Genomic DNA, 16,523 nt, shown 5'->3' with positions numbered 1-16,523 from the left:
CAGGACAAAGCTACCAGCCCAGCCTCAGGCTCCCCAGTAGAGCGTCGCCGAGGCGTTGGTCCAGCGTCCCCTCGGCCAGATCCCGATACTGCACGCGGGTATCCACACTGGCCCCAAGCCCCAGTTCCACTGCGGGCCACCGGCCTTCACCCGGGCTGACCCGGTAGCTCAGCTCTGCTCTCCATTCGCGCAGATAGAGCGCGCTTTCGATGTCCCTGGCCCCGTCAAGGGTGGCCCAGCGATCCCCCTTGCGTTCCACTCGAAGCCCCCATTGTTCACCGGGGCTTTGCCATTGCACCAGAACAGGCAGATCCAGCAGCCAGTGGCCGCTGTCACTCGCATGCTCCCAACGCACCCTTGGCAACCATTGGAAAGAGCCAAAGCGATGATCGCCACCAACTCCGAGGCTCAAAGGCGAGCCTTCACCGGTTGCCCGGAATATTGCCGCGCGGCCGTTCACCACATCATCGTGAAAGGCCTGATGCTTGAACATATTGGAGGTGCCGGCAACGCCTGCACGCGCTTGCACGCGGTAAAGCCCATGCCGCCAATGGCCTCCGAAGGTTAACCGATGCAGGTGGCCGTTGTGCGCCGGTTCGCCTGTGCGTATGCGCAGCGGTTGATAATCGTAGTCAATACCGATGGAGCCCACAGCGCTTTGCTGTCGCCAGCCCATGCCACGCTGGGAACGGCTTACATCGTTGGCCGCTGGCACGTCTTCCGGCCAGTCGTAGGGCTGCCACTGGCGGTACTGCAGGTAGAAGTCATCTGAGGCCTGAACGGTAGTGGGCAGGGTGAGAGTGGCAGCCAGAAGCGCCGCAACAGGAAACACCCAATGCCTTCCAGGCATCGGTCCTTCGTGTGTGGATGGCGCAGCCATGGCATTCAGGCTGACGTTCTGGTCAGTGCGAAACTCAGCAGCCACCGGTTTCCGCGCTCAATCCTTGAAACCCTGTGCTGATACAGGTCCGGGCGAAAAAGGTAGACCCGCCCGAACAGGTTGAAAATATTCTTCTCGCAGATGAACTCGCCACCGGCCGTGGGCTTTTTCAGAACGCAGTTCAATTTGTAGAGCCGGCCTTCTGAAACCATGTCCACGTGAGGCACTACCTTGTGGCCCTGAGGATACCGAACCAGATATACGCTGAGCCGTCTGGAGTTGAACAGGATCCGTGTTTTTACGTTTGCGGTCATTGGGTGCACGTGCGCTATCTATGGGCTACAGGCCCAGTCTGCGCGGTCTGTTGGAGGCGGTCAACTTCGGGCAGCAGGGTCATGGCGTAACGGTAACGGGAAGGCTGAGTGCGGCCAACAGCCGATCTGCCCCCGGCTCGTGAAAGAGTGCGCTCTCACGGCTGATGACCAGCTGCGAGGCGCGTTCCTCCCGGAGCATCCGGGCTATGCTGAGGGGGTTTGAATCCGCCAGGACCCGCAATCGTGTGCCGGCCCCGAGCACGTCGAGATCCTGCCTGATCGCGTCCAGCTGATCGCCAGCTGGCTCGCCGTCAGCCCCCAGGATGATCGTCACTGGCTGCTGATCGTGCCGGGAGATCTCGGCCGCAGCCAGTGCCGCCCGGTGATTTGCTTCATCGTGATCATTCAGGAAAACAACGATCCGGTTCTGGTGGGGCGGTTTCGGTTGGCACCAGAGCAAAACCCGCGCCGGTGACTGCAGGACCAGCCCCCGCGCCGTGGAGCCCAGCCGGGTTCCGGCCGTGGAAGACCAGCCGGCGCGCCCGAGCACCAGTAGATCATCCGGGCCGGCCAGTGCCAGAACCTCTTCAACCACACGGCCCCGGGCAATACTGAGAGCCGCTTTGCCTCCGCGCTGCTTTACAGCCCTGGCAAGCGCCGCACGTGCCTGATCTGCCAGCCGTCGCATGCGTTGCTCCAGCAGGCCGGGGTCCAGCGGCCGGCTGATTCCGGAGGCGGAGCCGACCTCCCGGGCAAAACCATACCCCGCGCTGCGCAGCAGGTTCAGTTCCTCAACATACACTCCCAGGATGTCTGCACCCCGTTTGCCGGCAATGTCTGCGGCAGCCTCGAGAGCGGCATAGCTCATCCGTGAACCGTCGATGAGCACCAGAACACGTCCCCGCGAGGCGCTCTGTTGTTCGCGCTTTTCCATATCAGTCACGACCAGCGTCTCCATTGCCGTCACTATGTTCGTCATGGTCGTCCCGCTTTTTGCTGATTTCCCCGAACTTTGTCAGGCGGTCCGCAACAACCCGGTTAAAGGATCCTTCGGGGAACACACCGTTCTCGTCCGGTTCGCCGGCTTCCTTGCCCGCCAGAAGTTCAATCGCCTGATTGATATGCGACACCGGGAAGATACTGAATTCACCATCGGTGATGGCCTGGCGAACATCCGAGTTGAGCATCAGGTGTTCGACATTGCTGGCGGGCAGTATGACGCCCTGACCGCGAACCTGGCCGGCTTCACGGCAAACCTCAAAAAAGCCCTCGATTTTCTCGTTGACACCACCCACCGCCTGAACTTCTCCATGCTGGTTCATCGAGCCGGTGACGGCAAAGGACTGGCGCAGCGGCAGCCGGCTGATTGCCGACAGCAGAACGCAGGTTTCTGCGACGGAGGCGGAATCGCCTTCCACACCCCCGTAGGATTGCTCAAAAGCCAGGCTGGCCGACAGGGACAGCTCGCCATCGCCGGCATACCGGTTGGCCAGAAAGCGGGAGAGAATCATGACAGCCTTGCTGTGAATCGGGCCGCCCAGCTTCGCTTCCCGTTCGATGTCCACAACCTGGCCTTTCCCCGGCCGGGCGGTGGCCGTGATGCGGGTTGGCTGGCCAAACATTGATGCCCCGAGCTTGAGCACCGAGAGCCCGTTCACCTGGCCCATGGTTTCACCTTCGGTAGCAATCATCACTACGCCCCTGGCAATCTGCTCACGGCTCCGCTCGCGAATCCGGCTGGCCCGGAATTCCCGTTCATCGATTGCCTGTTGGACATGCTCCTGCTCGATGGTGGCTGTGCCTGCCCGGTCAGCCCAATGATCGGCTTCGCTGACCAGGTCCCTCAGAACCCGGTCGTGGGCCGTCAGTTTGCGCTGATCCATCGCCAGGCGGCTTGCCTGCTCTATCAGCCTTGCCACCGCGGTCCGGCCCAGTGGCCGGCATTTCAGCCTCCGTGCCATAGTGGCAATCATGCGTGCATAGAGCCCATAGCTATCGTCATCCCGGTCCATATCGTCCTCGAAGTCAGCCTCGACCTTGAACAGGTCGAGGAAGTCAGGGTCGTAGTGGGACAGCAGGTAATACAGCATACGGTCGCCCAGTAGCACGACTTTAACCGAGACCGGAATGGGCTCTGGCTGCAGGCTCATGGTGCTTGCCAGCCCATACAGGCGTTCCAGGGATTCGATCCGGATCTCGCCGGAAAACAGGATGCGCTTCAGGCTTTCCCATGCCATTGGCTGGCTCAGTATCCGGCGGGCATCAATGATCAGGTAGCCACCGTTGGCGCGATGAGCAGAGCCGCCCCTGATCAGCGTGAAATCGGTGTACAGTGTGCCCTGCCGGGCCCGGTGCTCAATCTGACCCGCCAGATGCTGATGATTCGGCAGGTCCTCATAAATGACAGGTGCCCCGGTGGTTTCCGCATTATCCACCAGCAAATTGACTTTGTAGCGGCCCAGCAGACCACTGGGTGGGCCGTTTTCGGTGTCCTGGAAGGCTTCCGCATGTTCCACCACATCCTCACGGATGGCATCCAGGTATTCCACAACCGCGGGCTGGTGTCGCCATTTCTCACGAAGTTCGCCAATCGGGCCGCCCAGGGTGAGCTGAACCATTTCTTCATTGAGTGCATGAACCCGCTCGCGAACTTCCTTGCGTAAACGGGGGATCTGTTGAATGGTCTGCTGCAGCTTCTTCTGGAGATCTTCTACCTTGGACTCCACAAGCGCTTTTTCTTCATCCGAGAATTTCTTGTATTCCTCAGGGTCAATAACCTCGCCATTGCGCATCGGTGCAAAGGTAAAGCCCGCCGGCGTCGTTATCATGGCGATGTTATTGGCGTTGGCTTCTTCCTGGATATCAAACAGGCCCTGATGCTGGCGCTTTGTCATTTCTTCCTGCAGTTCCTGCAGGCGTGCCTGATATTCCTCACTTTCGAAGGTCGCGGGTATCGCTGTGCGCAGCTCGCCGGAAAGATCATTCATGTCTTTCTTGAACTGGCGCCCCTCGCCGGCTGTGAGGCGAATGGCCACGGGCCTGTCCGAGAATTCGAAATTGTGGACATGGCACCAGTCCGAAGGCACCGGCTGCCCCTCGGCATGTTTGGCCAGAAACTGCTCGACCAGCTCGTGCTTGCCCGCACCGGACGGCCCCAGGACAAACAGGTTGAAACCGGCGGCCTGCATGCTGGCACCGAACTCAAGGGATCTTAGTACGCGCTCCTGGCCGCAGGGCAGGTCCAGGTCCTCCAGCGAATCCGTGGTGTCGAAATCCAGCTTGTCGAGCGGGCACTGGTGATAGACCTGTTCCGCAGTCAATGGCGTGGGTAAGGTCATTAACATCCTCCTGATGAGTGACTTGAAGGTTGGAAAACCTAGAACAACGTCACACAAGGATAGACCACAAAGACGCTTTGTTGTTGTGTCTCCAGTTTGGTTAAACTGCCTGCTTAACTCCTTGGGCGATCGCAACTATGTCTCTTTTTCCGGCCGACAGCGGCGAGAATGATCTGTTCATTTCACGATCCGATCCAGAAAATCCTCTGGGAACCTACGCAGCCTTCAGCTTTGAGCTGGAAGGCAAGGTATGGCCCACTGTGGAACACTACTTTCAGTGCATGAAATTCACGGATGCAACCTGGCAGGAAAAGGTCAGGGCAGCAGCAACACCGGCCCAGGCGAGGAAACTGGGGCGCAAACGCGGAAAGGGCCTGCGCAAGGACTGGAAACAGGTCCGTGAAACCGTGATGACACGGGGTATCTATGTGCGCTGCCGGACCTACTCCAACCTGGCGGAGGCGCTGCTTGATACCGGCGACCAGAAGATCGTAGAGAACAGCAACTTTGATTATTTCTGGGGCTGTGGCCGTGACCGCCGGGGCAATAACCGGTATGGCCACGTGCTGATGAATGTCCGTGCCAAGCTACGGGAAGAGCAGGAAAGTGGCGCAAACTGATTTCCCTGATCAGCAGGGCAGGGTCCACATACTATTCGCAGCACCGTCAGCCTTTTTTACTACTCGCTGTTACCCGGCTCTTCCTGCTTCTCACTGCGCTCTATTTCCCTTGGGTATTCAGGTTTCTGGAATGAATTTCGCTTCCTGAATACACCAGAAACCAGGCTTTCAGGGAGGAGGCGCAAGGTGCCACAGGATAATGTTTATCCGATTATTTATGTCCGTGGATACGCGATGACGCCAGGGGAGGTTGCCGATGCGGTTGATAAACCCCACATGGGGTTCAACCTCGGAGCGACCCGGGTGAGGCAGTCATGGGACGGCAAGGTTCAGAAGCAGATCTTCGAGTCGCCCCTGGTTCGCCTGATGAAGGACTACGGATACACCGATGCCTTCTCCGAGGGCGCGGAACTGGATCGTTCCATTGGCCTGAAAACCGTGGTTATCTACCGCTATTACGATCAGGCAGACAAGGAGTTTGGTGACGGAGATGCGCTTTCCATCATGGCTGCAGCCCGGCGCCTGGGAAAACTTGTGGAGAATATCCGTAAAGACCTGGTGGGCAACCAGGTTGTCAGCGACAGTGAGTTCCGGGTGCACCTTGTTGCCCATTCCATGGGTGGTTTGATTGTCCGCTGTCTTCTGCAGAACGAGAGTGTTGCCAGTGGCCGTGTGCGGAGTTCGATCGCGCGGGTGTTTACCTATGCCACGCCCCACAATGGCATCGATATGATAGGCCTGAACGTACCCGCCTTTTTAAGTCTCTGGGACATCAATAATTTTAACCGCAAGGTAATGGCGCAATATCTTGGTATGAGCGGCAAGCCCAGGAGTGTCAATTCACTGGAGGGCAAATTCGAACCGGATGATTTCTTTTGCCTCGTGGGCACCAATCACAAGGATTACGAAGCCGCCGGCGGGCTGTCCCGTCGATTGGCCGGAGAGATGAGCGATGGTCTGGTGGCCATCGAGAATGCAACCGTCAAGGGTGCGCCACGGGCTTTTGTCTATCGCAGTCATAGCGGGCCCTACGGAATTGTGAATTCGGAAGAGGGCTATCAGAACCTGGTTCGCTTTCTGTTCGGAGATGTTCGCGTTGATGGCATTCTGGAGGTGGAAGAGGTTCCTCTTCCCGGAAAGGTGGAAGAGGCGAGGGCAGCGGGCAAACAGGTTCGCGCGTCCTACTACTTTGAAGCCACGGTTTCACCGCGTGGGGCCGGTAATTACCGGCTTACCGAAAGGCGTCGTGAAACCTTCAGCGCGGTGCTGCGCAAGTTTGACGAGATGTTCAGGCCGAATGAGCTTGGCATCAGCGCTCCCCGGTCACCGGTTCTGTTTTCGACCTTCCTGGACAGTTCGCGAATAACGGTGGAGCGGGGCCGTACGCTGGTCATGGCCGTGGAGCTGGCGGTTTCACCCACCGATTACCTGATTGATGGCAAGCTGTGGTTCGAGGACAGGATACCGGGCGAGTACCTGTTCCGGGACACCATTGTGCTGCGGCTGACCCCGCAGCCTGATGGTGGTTGGTCAGTCAGGTATATCCTGGCGGACGAGAACCAGGGCGACGGCGACGGCCGTAAAGCCGACCAGGAAGGGGAAAGCTATTTTATCCCGGTTTCCTCGAGAAAAGGTTTCAAGGCAAGGCTTGAACTGAAGCTGTCCCGTCGTAATCAGAGTTGAGGTTTTAGAAGTCAATTCACCCGGTTCATGTCTTTGCAGGATCAGTGCAGGCTGCCCGAGCCTCGGGAACGAGGCATCGGGCAGCACTACCCGGGTCAGGACAGGTGGTGAACCTCCTCCATGCCATAGACCGGTGTGTCGATGCCCTCTTTCCGGGCCTTGAGCTGTAGTGCCAGGTACAGCGAATAGTGACGCGACTGGTGCAGGTTTCCGCCGTGGAACCAGAGCGCTTCTTGTCGAGTCGGTTTCCACATGTTCCTCAGCTCACCTTCCCAGGGGCCGGGATCCTTGGTGGTGTCGGAACCCATGCCCCAGCACTTCCCGACTTTGTCCGCAACCTCCTGGGAGATGATCCGTGCTGCCCAGCCGTTCATGGATCCGAAACCGGTGGCGTAGACGATCAGGTCCGCCGGCAGTTCCGTTCCATCGGTTAGAGTGACAGACCGGGGGTTAATGCGTTCAATGCTGACACCGCTCTTGAGTTTTATCTCGCCCTGGGCAACCAGTTCAGAGGCGCCCACGTCAATGTAATAGCCGGAGCCGCGGCGCAGATATTTCATGAACAGGCCGGAGCCGTCGTCACCAAAATCCAGCATGAAGCCCGCACGTTCAAGGCGGCGATAGAAATCCGCATCCTGCTCGGCCACCTGTTCATAAACCGGTATGTGCATGTCTGGCATGATTTTGAATGGAACCGATGCGAAGGTCAGGTCCGCCTTCTCGGTTGTCATTCCGTTCTGTACAGCTTCCTCCGAATACAGGGGGCCAAGCACCAGATCCATCAGTGTGTCTGATTTGATGATGTGGGTGGAGGAGCGCTGAATCATGGTGACATCGGCGTCATTCTCCCAGAGTGCCGCACAGATGTCGTGAGCAGAGTTGTTGGCGCCCAGAACCACACATTTCTTGCCCTTGTAGGCAGCCCCGCCCGGGTGCTTGCTTGAGTGATGCTGCTCACCCTCGAAGCTGTCCATTCCCGGAATGTCGGGAATATTGGGAATGCCTGACATGCCGGTAGCCAGAACCAGCTGTTTGGGGCGCAGGGTGACCTTTTCACCGTCCCGGACCACATCAACGACCCATTCCTTGCCGGCTTCATCATAGCGGGCACCGGTGCACTCGGTAGAGCTCCAGTAATTCAGCTCCATGATTTTGGTGTACATCTCGAGCCAGTCACCAATTTTGTCTTTTGGCGCGAAAACGGGCCAGTGGTCCGGGAATGGCAGATAGGGCATGTGGTCGTACCAGACCGGATCGTGCAGGCAAAGTGATTTGTAACGGTTGCGCCAGGAATCGCCGGCCTTCGGGTTACGCTCGACAACGATTGTTGGCACATCCAGTTGCCGCAGACGCGCTGCCAGGCCAATACCGCCCTGACCGCCACCGATGATTACGCAGTAGGGTTGGCGGCTGTATCCCAGTTCACGTTCTTCCTCCTGCCTTGCCTCCAGCCATGTCTGTCGTGATTTCGTGGCGCCGTGTTTTGCTCCCTTTGGCCGCAGGAAATTGCGTTTCTCGGGAAATTCTTTCAGCTCCTGCATTGTAGTCAGCAGAGTCCAGGCTGCACCGTCGCGCAGGCGAACATGGCCTTTCCCAAGGGCGTCTCTGGTCTCGAAGGTTATCCAGGCCTCGGTAACGCCATCCTGCTCGGTGGCTTCTTCAGCAACCTTCCAGTTACCGGGACGCGCATGCTCTGCGGTGTGCTCAAGCATGTCACGGATGCCATCCCGACCTTCCACTGTCTTGATATTCCAGGTCATGGCAACGAGATCCCGCCAGAAACCGTCCGTTTCAAATAGCTCCGCAGCCTGGCCGGGGTCACTGGATTGCAGGGCCTGATTGAACCCGTCGAGCCATTGCTGGACTTGTTGGGTGGGTGTGAACTCTGTTTGGCTCATTACGTTTCTCCGGATGTGCATTGTTTTTGTTGGTTGGGCGCCCAAGGCACCCAGTACAGGAATGAATCCTTCAATCCAGACGGAGCAGTTGTTGTGCCAGCTTTGTTTGTGGATTGATTTCGTGTGCTCAAGATGCTGAAAAATCGGGAATTCTGGCTATTTCGGGTGGCGATAGAGAGCGGCTTGAGGGTTCCGGCGCGGCCTGTTCGCATTACACCTGTCATGCCTCGGGGTGCGGGGGTGTGACAGGTGTAATGCCCGGTAGGGCACTAAAGAAGGATGTTGATATCGGGCCATCAGGTATAAGCTGTCAATGCGATGCAGCAGTATCTCTCGTGGATGACAAAAACAATATCAGAGCGATGCAGGAGCTTGGCATGACTATGCAACTGGCAAAGCGGCGCCACATTGACGCGGTTCTGAGTTTTACAGACGATCACTCGTCTTCGACTTTACCACCCGGGTCTGAACTCATTGGTCGTTCCTGGAAGCGCTGTATTAACGAGTATGGCCTGGACCCGAGCCAGCCGCGCAGTGCGCGGATCGTCACCCAGCAAACCCTGAGAGAGCATCAGGACTCGGTGGATGAGTTTCTCAATGTGGCCAGGGCTGGTGTCGAACAGCTGTACATGAACATCGCCAATCTGGGTTATGTGCTGCTGTTGACGGACCACCGTGGCATTACTGTGCAATATCTGGGTGATCGTCGCCATGACCAGCGTTTGCGCAAAGCCGGTTTATACCTGGGTGCAGACTGGAGTGAACAATATGCCGGTACCTGTGCTGTGGGCACCTGTATTCAGGAGCAGCAGCCACTTACCTGTCACCGGGTCGATCACTTCGACGCAAGCCATATCAGTCTGACCTGCACTGCAGCACCCATTCTGGACCCCCTTGGCAATCTGCTGGCGGTTCTGGATATATCCGCTCTGGATTCGCCCGATCCGCGCAGTAGCCAGACTTTTGCATTACATCTGACGCAACTCTATGCCCGGATGATCGAGGATGCCTATTTTCTGCGCCGATACCGTAATCAGACGATATTCCGCTGCGACGCCTCGCGTGAGTTTGTTCAGGTCAATGGGCAGTTTCTGTTCGCCATTGACGACGATGGCTGCGTAGAGGCTGCCAACACAGCCGGGCGCTCGCTTATGGAGAGCACAGGTGCCGACAAAGGCGCTGCGCCCGGGCCGGATATCACCAGCCTGTTCGAATGTGAACTGAGGGATATATGGAGCATCCCTTACGATCATGATGACCAGGTAAAAGCTTTCAGGCACTGCCATACCGGGAATACCTATTTCGCGGCGCTTATCCTGCCCCGGGTCAGATCCTCTGCGGCGCCGTCTTCAGAGGCTCTTTCCGCTGATGAGTCAGTGCCGGAACTGGACTCCCTTGCTGCAGACGATCCGGTAATGCGGCGAACCCTCGGGCTTGCCAAGCGTCTCAGGAACAGAGATGTCGGCTTGCTTATTCGCGGTGAGACCGGCACTGGCAAGGAAGTTCTTGCGCGGGCGATACACGATTCCAGCCATCGCTCCCGCAGAGCGTTTGTGGCGGTAAACTGCGCTGCCATTCCCGAGTCACTGATTGAAAGTGAGCTTTTCGGCTATGTAGCGGGTGCGTTTACCGGTGCGCGTGCCAAGGGGATGCGCGGGATGATCCAGCAGGCCGATGGTGGCACATTATTCCTGGATGAGATCGGGGATATGCCGTTGCAGCTGCAGACGCGATTGCTGCGTGTTCTGGCCGAAGGTGAGATTCTGCCGGTTGGTGCAGACAGGCCCGTTAAGGTGAATTGCCGTGTGATAGCTGCCACCCATCAGGATCTCGGCCAACTGATTGAGAGTGGTGGTTTCCGGGCTGATCTCTACTACCGTTTGAATGGCGCAACCCTCCGCTTGCCGTCCCTCGGTGAGAGAGCCGATCGCCAACATGTGATTAACCGCGTACTCAAGAACCTGATAGCCCGGGGTGAATTACCTGATGTCCGCATCCGGGCCGATGCGATGAGTGCATTGCTTGCCTATGATTGGCCAGGCAATATCCGCCAGCTTGTTAATGCGCTCGCCTTTGCCGAGGCCACCTGTGATAACGGCCAGATTACGGTCAATGACCTGCCGGAGGAATGTCTCTGTAATCACGCGACAACCTCGGCAGACTCCGCATCAGTCGCTGAGCACGAGGATGGCAATCCATTTCTGGCGGCGCTCATAAAGCACCAGTGGAATGTATCCGAAGTGGCCCGGGCTTATGGCGTGTCACGGCCGACAATCTATCGCTGGATGCATCAACAGAATATTGAGCCACCGCGGTTTTTGGGCAAGAAGTAATTGCCGGCCCGTGACACTGCTTTATATCTGCTTGTTCACAACCTCGGACAGCCGGCTGCGGTTGCCGTCGGTATCAAGGGTGCGGATGGCGAAGTACCAGGTACCTTCGGTGAGCTCATCCACCAGCAGTTCGTCAATTGAGGCATCGCCAATGGCGATGCTCTGGTCCAGGGCCTCTTCGCTGGTACCGTAGACCACTTCAAAGCCGGCGATCTCGCCCATGGACAGGCTTTCACCGTTTTCGCGGGTGAGAGGTGCGGTCCAGCTCAGCAGTGCCGCATTGGCCGGAATGGTCTCTTCCGTGGTGGTTTCAGAGTCCGTGTCCGTGTCGGCGACGGTGTCTTCGCTGCTACCGTCTGTGGTTGTGGTATCTTCGGTTTCGTCAGCCAGTTCGGTGTCGCCGGTGTTATCACTCGTCGTATCGTCCGTGGGGTCGGAAACTGTGCTGTCTGTGTCTGTGTCTGTGTCTGTGTCTGTGTCTGTGTCTGTGTCTGCAAGGCTGGTATCGCTGTCCTCGTAGACATCTGCAATGGTCTTGAAATGCTGCACGTTGCGGTGCTCCACCACCGCCAGTCGCTGGCTGATGATGCTCGAATCCACGGTGGCCTGAATTTCGGAGGCCTGTACCGCAGCCACGGTAACGAGATCTGCCAGAGCTACGTTCTCGCCATCACCCATCAGGCTGATCTGCCCGGTTGCACTGATCTGGGTGGCGACGTTGTTCAGTACATCGGAAATGGTGTCCCATTGGGTATTTTCGTTCACCAGTGCAAGGAAAGCGGCATTGGCGATAGCCACCTGCAAGGCATCTGCAGACACACTGCCGGCGTCATCCAGCCGGGTCAGGTCCGGTGGAGTCAGGCGCAGGGAGCCGGCTGTCAGGCCAAACCAGCCCTCCACTTTTTCATAGGCGCCGGAGATGGCTTCCGGAGAAAGCCCATTGGGGCTGCGTTCAGCCAGGGTTACCGCCAGGTGAGTCAACGGGGTCAGGTTAACGGTTTCCAGTTGCAGGTCGCCGGCTCCGAGCAGGCTGAAGCTGCTGTCCAGCCCCATGGGTTGGCCGAAGGCAACCGGTTCGGCGTCACTCTGTAGACACTGGGGTACCACGTCGCAAATCATACGGGTGTTTCCGTCTGCCTGCAGTTCTACCAGGGCCCAGCTATCCGCCTTGCCGCGCAACTGCCAGGTATAACTGCCGTCGTCGTCGGTCAGTACCGGTTTTGCTGCCTCTCTTTGTGGGGAGTAGTTACCGTCTTTGTAGGAGATCAGACGGTTGGCCGTTACCAGGCCCTGTTGGATAACACCTTTCATGGCAGCACCGGCGATCTCGACAGTCGGCTCATCTGTGCCCGCGGACTGCGCCGTTGCGTTGCTGTCTTCAGAGGTAATGTCCAGACCGCAGCCCGAGAGCAGGGCCACCGCAGAAATCATCAGCAGTCCATGCTTCGATATTTTATTGCCGCAATATGACATTTTTTGCACCAAATTTTTGACGAATTTGAGCAAATCATACAGCGGCGATTTTTGGTTATATGAGGAATAGCTCTGGTTTTCCGGACAGATTTCGTCAGGAAATTGGCGCTTACGGAAGGAAACACGTTGAGATGTAAGGTTACGTGTCGGGTAGGCGCGACGTCCTGCTTAACCTTATGGTTTTACGAACCTTTTTGGCCGCGTGGTGAATGCGGACCAAGTTGTCGGAGGCTGCGATGGCGGAGAGGGATTACAATTTTAAACATGCCTGAAGAGCCTGACCCCTACTGCGGTACTGGCCGGGGGTCTGGTCCGTCCAGCGTCGGAAGGCATGGTTGAATGCGCTCTGGTCGGCAAACTGTAGCAGCAGCCCTATATCTGTCAGGCTCGCTTCCGGCTGCCGGAGTCACAGCATGGCCAGGTCCCGGCGTACTTCCTCATAGAGCAACCGCCAGCTGGTATTGCGAGCAGCCAGCTTGCGCCGGAGGCTGCGGGTACTGAAACCCAGGTCCCGGGCGGTGTCAGAGGGATCCACCGGGCCTTCCAGAAGTCCTTGGCAGATCCGGGCCCTCACTTCATTGGGCAGGTTCAGATCACGGTGGTAGTTGGCCAGAAGTTTCTGACCCTGGTGTTGCAGGAGGGCCTGAAGATGTCCGTCCCGGCCTGGTAATGGAGTGTCGAGCCAGGATGTCGGGAAGGTCAGGCCGTTGATTGGTTGCCCGAAGGTCACATCGGTACTCAGGCATTGTCGGTAAAGGTTTTCATCAGTCAGCGGATGATGGCTGAAGCGTACAGTAACGTCCTGGTGCCCGGGCAGCAGTATTCGCCCGACCTGCAGCCAGCCACTGACTGCCAGCTCAATAATGCCCCGTGGAACCAGCGAGATGTGGCGGGGATTAAGTACCAGGTTGGTATTTTGTCCATCAGTTTCCAGGTGGCACAGGCCAATATCCCAGATCAGCGGTTCAAATTCCTGTAAGCGGCGAATCGCGTCCCGGAGAGTGTCAGCACTTAAAGCCGCCTGGCCCAGAATGGGAAAGTCCCGGGGTTGCAGGGCCTGGCCCAGTTGTAGGCCCAATAATGGCGTCTGCGCCTCCCGTTCGGCCTGCTGCCAGAGCGAGAGGGCATGGTAGAGAGGAAGGCGCTCCTGATGCTTGGCCTGCTTCGATTCAAGACAGGCGTCGGCCAACCACTGGTGGACAGGGAACCCGGCCTGTTCCAGGAGATTCTGTAGCGCGTCGATATAGGCCCTGGCCACACTGGCAGGCAGGGTGAGCCATGGCTCGGTCTGAGGATGGTTCATAGCACTACTATAGCCGTTACAGAGCACCACCAATTGTTTTTCGTGGCCAGTTTATGGGGCTTCGGATGACAGGACGTCGGGGCGAAGGGCAGGGTAGTCTGAAGCCACAGTTAAAGTCTGACCGGAGGTTGTCATGATTGGTATTCCGTTGGGATTGCTCACCGCCAATGCCGTGGAGTGGGCTACTCACAGGTATGTACTGCATGGCCTGGGGCGAAACCGCAACAGTTTCTGGCGCTTTCACTGGCACGAGCATCACCGGGACGTGCGCAGAAATCAGTTCCATGATCCGGCCTATAACCGCTCACCCCTGGGGTTTCATGCCCAGGGCAAGGAAGTGGCCAGCCTGGTGGCAGGGGCAGTTGTGGTAACACCGTTGCTGCCGGTTGCGCCGTTTTTTGTGGGTACGTTGTACTACTGTGCCTGGAATTATTACCGTGTTCACCGCAAGTCCCACCTGGACCCGGAATGGGCGAAGGAGCACCTGCCCTGGCATTATGATCACCATATGGGGCCAAATCCCAACGCCAACTGGTGTGTTACCCGCCCATGGTTCGACCACCTGATGGGCACGCGGGAGCGTTACCTCCCGGATTCGGCCTCATAGCCCCATGGGCGCAGACCCGTATCACTGTGGTTCAGTTGCAGGAGTTTATGTCTTTTCGGGCCTGTTTCCAGGAAATAACGAACAGATCGTACGGTTGTCCCGTGTAGTTCGGTGAGTTTCCGAACCATAACAACAAGGACAACCACCATGCCTTACACGTTACGCCCTTTCGTTTGCCGTCGGCCACTGGTATGCCTGGTGCTGGCATTGCTGGTAGCAGGTTGTGTTGACCTGGGCTCTGACGGTTCAGCGTCTGGCCAGTCTGCCAATGCTGGTGATTCATCCCGGGAGCGAGCTTGTGACAATCCCGGTAACGGCGATGCTCCCCAGTGCAATATCCCCGAAACCGTGCCTGTATCCTGCTCTGCGGATACGCCGACGGAAGGCGGGCGCAGCTATCCGGTTACGCTGGACTCCGCCAGTGGCGAAACCATTTCGTTTCAGGTGCTAGAACCCATCGGTGGTATCGACTGTGAGCTGGGCCATCCGCTGGTCCTGCAGGGCCATGGTTTTGGTGGCTCGCGTTCTACTGACGGTTTCGAGAATTATCGGGAAGCCGGTTTTGCGGTGATTTCCATCGATCAACGGGGTTTTGGTGAAAGCACCGGCACCGTTCGTGTGATGGACCCCGAGTTTGAGGGCGAGGATCTGATTCAGATACTCGACTGGGCCGAGGAAAATCTGGATTATCTTCAGCGCCGTAACGAGCCGGACCTGCCAGAGGAGCTGAATCCCAACCTGGTGGTTGGCGCGATTGGTGGCAGTTACGGTGGCGGCTTCCAGCTTCTGTTGCACGGCCAGGACCCCCGCCAGAGGCTGGATGCCCTGGTGCCGGACATCACCTGGCATGACCTGCGCTACAGCCTGAATCCCGGTAATGTGATCAAGACCGGCTGGGATCTTGTTCTGGTGGCGGGCGGCGAAGCCGGTTCAACCGGAAACGGCAACGACGGCCTGGATCCGATCATCCGCGAGATTCTGGCCCAGGGGGCAACACTGAACCATTTCCCCGAAGCGGGGCTGGACTTCTTTTACTATCACAGCCCGGCCTACCGTTGTACCGGAGCACCGGTATCCGTGTCCGATAACCCGGATTTGCTGAATTACCAGATCAATCCGCCCGCTTACGATGTCGAGCCCACGCCGTATCCCCCGGTCGATGTGCTGCTGACCCAGGGTATGAAGGACACACTGTTTAACTTCAATGAAGCCTGGCGCAATTTCGAATGCATGAAATCCATGGGTGGAGATGTGCGTCTGCTGACCCACCAGACGGGGCACATCCTGCCGGTAGAGGCGCCTGATGAGCTGCAACCCGGTGAATATCTGGATCCCACGGCGGGCCTCCTGGAGATTCCGGGCTTTCAGGGCGCGGCCGGTGAATTCGCCTGTGGTAATACCTCAATTGCCGACGCGACACTGAACTGGCTGCAACATCATCTGCAGGGCAAGCCCCTTGAAGACTATTTCGATGGCACCGATTCCAACGTGTGCCTGTCATTGGGGGATGGTGAGTCCATTAATGTGCCCATGGATACATTCCCGGCGCCAGAACCTGACGGCGGCATACTGGAGGGTGAGAGCGTGGTTGAGCGGGAAGTGGCTACCGGGGAACCTGTCGCATCCGGTTATGAAGCGGCAGCAACCCCCGCGCAGCCGCCAGCAGCACTCCTTCTGGGCAAGGCCGGTGCCGATGGCGCCGTTATCGGGGGTATCCCCACAGCCAGGTTGACGGTTTCAGATCTCGCGGGCCGTTCGTCCTGTGAGGCAGAGCTGGACCCCTACGCTCCGGGGTGTGACCCGATTGTCTTCATAGGGCTTGGTAAGCGCGCCGAGGGAGACAGCCGATGGCAGCTGATTGATGACCAGATCAAACCGGTAAGGGGCCTGAAAGATCAGGCAGTTATCGAGCTGGTCGGGGTGGCTGAGGCCCTGTCTCCGGGCGAGGAGCTGGCCCTGCTGGTTTATGGTTTTCATCCCCAGTATCCCGCCAGCTGGTCCAGGGACGCGCTGGTGCCTTTCGTGAACCTTGAAGGTTCGGTACAGCTACCCGTGTTGCGGGGTGGGTTGTAAG

Annotated in this window: 12 protein-coding genes and 1 pseudogene; 5 read left to right on the top strand and 8 right to left on the bottom strand. The window is 57.9% G+C overall.

Annotation, left to right across the window (positions count from 1 at the left end):
* Positions 1 to 10: 10 nt before the first annotated feature.
* The 4 genes from HLUCCO03_RS08805 to HLUCCO03_RS08790 form a co-directional block, all read right to left on the bottom strand.
* The gene (locus HLUCCO03_RS08805) at positions 11 to 925 is read right to left on the bottom strand and encodes a hypothetical protein (protein WP_155939980.1); all 915 of its coding nucleotides are present in this window, start codon (positions 923 to 925) and stop codon (positions 11 to 13) included.
* Positions 886 to 1,194 carry a 2OG-Fe(II) oxygenase gene (locus HLUCCO03_RS08800; RefSeq protein WP_027832926.1) on the bottom strand — a complete coding sequence of 103 codons (309 nt, stop codon included), beginning with the start codon at positions 1,192 to 1,194 and terminating at the stop codon, positions 886 to 888. Before HLUCCO03_RS08800 ends, HLUCCO03_RS08805 begins: the two co-directional genes overlap by 40 nt.
* A gap of 79 nt (positions 1,195 to 1,273) precedes the next feature.
* Positions 1,274 to 2,128: a universal stress protein gene (locus HLUCCO03_RS08795; protein WP_027832925.1), complete on the bottom strand. Its 855-nt coding sequence runs from the start codon at positions 2,126 to 2,128 to the stop codon at positions 1,274 to 1,276.
* A gap of 1 nt (position 2,129) precedes the next feature.
* Positions 2,130 to 4,532, bottom strand: coding sequence for a Lon protease family protein (locus HLUCCO03_RS08790; RefSeq protein WP_292016671.1), 2,403 nt, complete (start codon positions 4,530 to 4,532; stop codon positions 2,130 to 2,132).
* 137 nt (positions 4,533 to 4,669) lie between these two features.
* Between HLUCCO03_RS08790 and HLUCCO03_RS08785 the strand changes: the two genes are divergently transcribed.
* Both HLUCCO03_RS08785 and HLUCCO03_RS08780 read left to right on the top strand, forming a co-directional pair.
* Complete coding sequence (locus tag HLUCCO03_RS08785) at positions 4,670 to 5,152, top strand: NADAR family protein (protein ID WP_027832924.1); 483 nt, start codon at positions 4,670 to 4,672, stop codon at positions 5,150 to 5,152.
* A gap of 186 nt (positions 5,153 to 5,338) precedes the next feature.
* Positions 5,339 to 6,835, top strand: coding sequence for a triacylglycerol lipase (locus tag HLUCCO03_RS08780; protein ID WP_036197664.1), 1,497 nt, complete (start codon positions 5,339 to 5,341; stop codon positions 6,833 to 6,835).
* A gap of 95 nt (positions 6,836 to 6,930) precedes the next feature.
* Here HLUCCO03_RS08780 and HLUCCO03_RS08775 read toward each other — a convergent pair whose 3' ends face one another.
* Positions 6,931 to 8,733 (bottom strand): NAD(P)/FAD-dependent oxidoreductase, encoded by a 1,803-nt coding sequence (locus tag HLUCCO03_RS08775; RefSeq protein WP_027832923.1) that lies wholly within the window; start codon positions 8,731 to 8,733, stop codon positions 6,931 to 6,933.
* 377 nt (positions 8,734 to 9,110) lie between these two features.
* Between HLUCCO03_RS08775 and HLUCCO03_RS08770 the strand changes: the two genes are divergently transcribed.
* Positions 9,111 to 11,066, top strand: coding sequence for a sigma-54-dependent Fis family transcriptional regulator (locus HLUCCO03_RS08770; protein WP_027832922.1), 1,956 nt, complete (start codon positions 9,111 to 9,113; stop codon positions 11,064 to 11,066).
* A gap of 21 nt (positions 11,067 to 11,087) precedes the next feature.
* Here HLUCCO03_RS08770 and HLUCCO03_RS08765 read toward each other — a convergent pair whose 3' ends face one another.
* The 3 genes and pseudogenes from HLUCCO03_RS08765 to HLUCCO03_RS08760 form a co-directional block, all read right to left on the bottom strand.
* Complete coding sequence (locus HLUCCO03_RS08765; protein ID WP_051603914.1) at positions 11,088 to 12,497, bottom strand: fibronectin type III domain-containing protein; 1,410 nt, start codon at positions 12,495 to 12,497, stop codon at positions 11,088 to 11,090.
* Positions 12,498 to 12,789: 292 nt separating this feature from the next.
* Positions 12,790 to 12,933, bottom strand: a pseudogene (locus HLUCCO03_RS19395) (helix-turn-helix domain-containing protein); the annotation flags it as partial.
* Positions 12,934 to 12,945: 12 nt separating this feature from the next.
* Positions 12,946 to 13,842 carry an AraC family transcriptional regulator ligand-binding domain-containing protein gene (locus HLUCCO03_RS08760; RefSeq protein WP_027832920.1) on the bottom strand — a complete coding sequence of 299 codons (897 nt, stop codon included), beginning with the start codon at positions 13,840 to 13,842 and terminating at the stop codon, positions 12,946 to 12,948.
* 133 nt (positions 13,843 to 13,975) lie between these two features.
* On the opposite strand from HLUCCO03_RS08760, the gene HLUCCO03_RS08755 reads away from it, so the two are divergent.
* On the top strand, positions 13,976 to 14,449 hold the full coding sequence (locus tag HLUCCO03_RS08755) for a sterol desaturase family protein (protein ID WP_036197662.1): 474 nt from the start codon (positions 13,976 to 13,978) through the stop codon (positions 14,447 to 14,449).
* Between the two features lie 147 nt (positions 14,450 to 14,596).
* Positions 14,597 to 16,522 carry an alpha/beta fold hydrolase gene (locus HLUCCO03_RS08750; protein WP_036197660.1) on the top strand — a complete coding sequence of 642 codons (1,926 nt, stop codon included), beginning with the start codon at positions 14,597 to 14,599 and terminating at the stop codon, positions 16,520 to 16,522.
* The last annotated feature ends 1 nt before the right edge of the window (position 16,523 follow it).

It is taken from the genome of Marinobacter sp. HL-58 (assembly GCF_001314605.1).
Classification (GTDB): domain Bacteria; phylum Pseudomonadota; class Gammaproteobacteria; order Pseudomonadales; family Oleiphilaceae; genus Marinobacter.
The sequence above is the reverse complement of the archived record's forward strand: the minus strand, read 5'-3'. Positions and strand labels throughout refer to the sequence as shown.